4 protein-coding genes are annotated in these 4406 nt (G+C 38.2%); all 4 read right to left on the bottom strand.

Annotated elements, in window-relative coordinates:
* Positions 1-119: 119 nt before the first annotated feature.
* Positions 120-2195 (bottom strand): PKD domain-containing protein, encoded by a 2076-nt coding sequence (locus ACTWJ7_RS36600; RefSeq protein ID WP_443146781.1) that lies wholly within the window; start codon positions 2193-2195, stop codon positions 120-122.
* A gap of 5 nt (positions 2196-2200) precedes the next feature.
* Positions 2201-3259 carry a copper amine oxidase N-terminal domain-containing protein gene (locus ACTWJ7_RS36605; RefSeq protein ID WP_443146782.1) on the bottom strand — a complete coding sequence of 353 codons (1059 nt, stop codon included), beginning with the start codon at positions 3257-3259 and terminating at the stop codon, positions 2201-2203.
* Between the two features lie 62 nt (positions 3260-3321).
* Positions 3322-3687, bottom strand: a complete 366-nt coding sequence (locus tag ACTWJ7_RS36610) for a hypothetical protein (RefSeq protein ID WP_443146783.1) — start codon at positions 3685-3687, stop codon at positions 3322-3324.
* 57 nt (positions 3688-3744) lie between these two features.
* Positions 3745-4152 carry a gamma-glutamylcyclotransferase family protein gene (locus ACTWJ7_RS36615; RefSeq protein WP_443146784.1) on the bottom strand — a complete coding sequence of 136 codons (408 nt, stop codon included), beginning with the start codon at positions 4150-4152 and terminating at the stop codon, positions 3745-3747.
* Positions 4153-4406 lie beyond the last annotated feature (254 nt).

Below are 4406 nucleotides of genomic sequence, written 5' to 3' on the forward strand. Positions count from 1 at the left end.
TTGCTTCATCCGGATCGCTTTGCAACTGTTCCTAGTTGTAATGTCCCACCGATCGTTATAATAAAAAAACACCCATCTTTTAAAACTGATGGGTGTTTTTATTCAAAATATATATAAGACTATTTGGTAAGCTGGCTACGGCCATATTCTGCTGTTCTCAACGAGTTAGACAATGTATTATCACCTGTATTTGTTTCATAACGCGTTGCTTCTAATGTTGCGGTTAACTTAAATGGCTCATAGAGTGTTACTTTGTTCCCTTTGCTCTTTTGCCAAGCTCGGATATCCTCATGAGTTATATTGGGTACTGTAAATGACACTGTTGTACCTGATCTGTCTACGTAAACTCTCTTACGCTCGCTCCAATTCAGGCCATACCCACTGCGGTTCAAAGTTAAGTACAAATACTCTCCTGATTCATCACCTGCTGTCTTTCTCACATTAACATTTACAGTGAATGACGCAGGTCCATATTTCCCGACAATAAAAGCATCAACTTTAGGATCTGTAGATACTGTTTCCATTTTACCTGAAGGAGTAACTGAGGTTACTGTAAAATTCTCACTATAATCAACTCTAAAATATGATCTATCAGACGTTACTGTACTCCAAGGATCAGTGACTGTGACTGTCCAATAATATAGCCTATCTGGGTCTAATTGATAAGGTAAATTATATGATTTACTACCAGATAAAACTTGACCGGAATCTACTTTTTTACCTTCGTAATCGTAAATCTCCACACGATAACTTGTTTGAGGGTCATCGTCAGGATCACTGAAAGACCAATTAAATGAACCTCCTGATGAACTCAACATTGCAGGATCTCCACTTGTACCTTTTGGCGATATAATTGTGACGCTAGGCGCTCTGTTGATTACCTTAATAGTGATAGAGTCTTCTGCTGTAGCACCATCATTATCTTTAACTTTAAATGTAATTTTATAGGTCCCAAGCTTTTTAGGTGTAAAGGTTTTCTTATACCCAGTACCGCTTATAGCTCCACTCCAAGTTGTACTGACAATAGTACCATCATCATCCTTTGCATAACCAGTAAGATCTAAAGTTTCATTGCGGTACATTGTCGTTTTTGCAGATCCTATAGAGGCTACAGGAGGTTTATTGATTACAGTAATTGTACTACTAGCACTAGCCTTTCTCCCTGCATCATTAACTGCAGTAAAAGTTGCCGTGTACTTTCCTAATTTAGTTGGAGTATACGTAGTAGTATTTTTGTTCCCTGTACCTATCCCGGACCACTGCTGAGAAACGATTTTTCCTTTCGTGTCAGTAGCAGTCCCTGTAAAGGTTACTTTGGTACCCCTATAAAGTGGTGTTGGAGCATCATTAGTTACCGTCACGATAGGCAACCCAGCATCAACCTCATATTTATACGTATATGTCACTGTAGCAGCGTAGTTATAAGTTCCAGAAGGTGCTAAATATTCATATACAGCATCAGAGTAGTACAAGTAATAAAAATTCTGGTATTGAACGTTTGTATAGGCCGTACCTGCAGTACTCTTGCCTGGAGACGGATCACTAGCAGTTACACTAGCATATGCATGGACGTTATTATAATTGTGCTTGTGATCTTTAACATCACCTGCATAACCGAGATCCACAAGCTCATACAGATCAGCAGTTACTCCATATCCAGCAGTTTGCTGATCAGTTTTTCCATCCTTAGCTGAAGCCGTCACACTTTGATTATTCCAGTTAGTGTTACTATTTACAGCACCTTTGCCCGAGAATGTGATTATGTTTCCGTTGACCTTAGCACTCCCTGATGGGGTTACAATAGCCTGGACGTTGCGCACTATTTTATGAGGCAATTGTTTGGTCCATGTCGCTTCTTTAGAGTTACTGCCATAGTACATGCTGCTCGTAGCAGGCAACCAAACCTCTTCATTTGATTTTTCTCCGCCACTCCAGGTAGCAGAAATAATTTTACCTGAAAGTTTTGTTCTAACTGTTCCATTATCATTTTTTACTGAGTCTATACTAACAATTTCATGCTCCAGGGTCTCGGATGCTGAACCAGAAGAAGTTAGATTCCCATCTGAAGAAAGTTCAACTGTTGCCTGAGCAGTTTTGGTGTAAGATTCAGCAGCTCGCACATGACTTAATCCAATACTACTAATACTTAAAGTAGCTGCAAGTAGAAAAGCAATTGGTTTTTTTAAGGTTTTCATAAACTTTACTTAGCCTCCGCGATTGTAGAAGGAATTTTCAAAGAATATGAAAGAGTATCATGTGTATTTATATTTACAATGAAATCTTGTTTGGTTGTTGGAGAAGAAATCTCCATTGGCAAAGTTCCTTTTAGCTTCTCTCCTTTTTTCAAGGTCTTCGTAGCTAGAAAACCATCAAAGAGATCAGGAGTTAAAGGCGTACCTTTCAACTGATAAGGTGCTGCCGTCTCGATCAGCTGGCCATTCTTCATTTTGGAGCTCACAAAAAACATATTTTTCCCCATTGTTGTTTCATCGATTTTTACACCATCGTTTTTTGCCGTAATTTCCACATCAAGTCTGACAATACCTTTGCTAAGCATTTTGAGTGAGTTAAAATCTGGATCGTTATTTGCTGTAGCTCGACCAAACAGTTGGCTGGTACCTGGCTTATTCCAAATGTACAATGAACTTGTTATGTTGTTAATTTTGATCGTTTTGTCAGGGTGCTCAATAATGATGGGAAAACTTTTGACCGTTACTGGAGTTCCATACCCTCCGGATGAGTAAGTCATTTCCTCATTAACAACCTTATCAGGATAATTAAATTGGCCATTAATCAATATATGATCAAATGAATTACCACTTTTGGAACGTGGCACCCATTTGACTTGAGCACCAAAGGATTCTGACAAAAATCGTAAAGGTACTGTAATTCTCCCGTTGACATTCTCTACTGACTTATCTAATTGCACATTTACGCCATTTCTCTGAGCAGTTTTACTGCCAACAGTCAGCTTTACTGTATCTTCGAAATGTTTTGCCGTGACTACGATCTTACCTGAAGCATTGCGTTCCCAGCTAACATTTGCGGACATCTGTTCAAAAACTCCACGAACAGGAACCATTGTGACGCCCTCTTTTATATAAGGATTCTGATTACTAGGAAAAGTCACCTTATTATAGTTGACCAGGACTGCAATAGGATTAGACTGAGTTGCTGCCGAAGCCACACTATTAAAGGTTTGACTAAAAGTAATGGACGACAATAAAGCTAAAGATAAAGCTAGCATCCTTTTTTTCATGATTAATTCTCCTCTTTATTAGTTTTTGTTTTTTTCTTTAGGCTCTGCAGAAACGCTAGCTATTAAGAATACTTCTGACTAATCGTATTAACTTCATCTACAAGTATTTTTATTGCTTGTTCTGAATTAATTTTATTTTCGCCTAAATACCATTCACCCGATGGTTTTCTCTCAAGTTCTCCAATTGAAAGTTTCACTAAATATGGATCTTGTGTAGCAAGTATTTTCGCATTGTCAACAATATCGTTTAAATATGGTATACGACTCTTGTAAAAATCTCTTTCAGCAACTAAATCCTCGATATCCATATCCTTTTCAATAGCTATGAGGACTTTTTCTTCAGCTTGAGGCAGATACTTTGTCTTTATTCTATCGATTTCGATTTTTATACTTTCAAGAGCAGTTACTGTCAATACCATTTCATTCATTATGGCAACAGCTCCTTACCTAACAATCTAACATTAAAAATGAAAATTAATTGTAAATTACGTAAACTTAATGAAATTCACGGTTTTTCCAATTCCCGTAGTAATCATCGAATAATTCTCGATGTTTTTACTTGAGCTCTCCCACACATAAACCCATCCTTCGATCTCCTTATGTAGATCTTTAACCCAAACTCTTTCATAAAAATTATGTTTTCCTGGCCCGTTGTACCCCTCCAATCTGTCCATCTCTTTCAATGCTGATTCATGCACTGTCATCCATTCACCCTCTACATCAAACCCTTGTTCATCAAGGATTAACGCTGGATAGTGCTCTGAGATGTTATATAGAATTCCCGTTAAAGTTCCGGGTTCAGTCGATAACATATGACCTTTTACTACTCGATGATTTCTCTCACCTCTCATTAATGTACCATACACGAACACGTTTACTAAATCCTCAATCAATGATAACACCCACTTTTTTGAAATAAGTTAACCTATTTCAATAATAATCCAAAAATTTCTTGTTGTAAACAAAAATATACGAATTATTATTCGTTTTTTTGATGCATTTTTCATTCAAAATGAATTCCCCTCATAAAAGACAGAAACGCTGTCTCCAAGAACAACGGTAGCGAGTTAGCCAGGCTGAAGCGATCGGCGCGCCGGCGACGCCCAGGGAGCGTCCACCGGAGTCCAGGAGCAGCTGCAGGAGTCCG

Source organism: Paenibacillus sp. 1A_MP2 (assembly GCF_052244825.1).
Taxonomy (GTDB): domain Bacteria; phylum Bacillota; class Bacilli; order Paenibacillales; family Paenibacillaceae; genus Paenibacillus; species Paenibacillus vandeheii.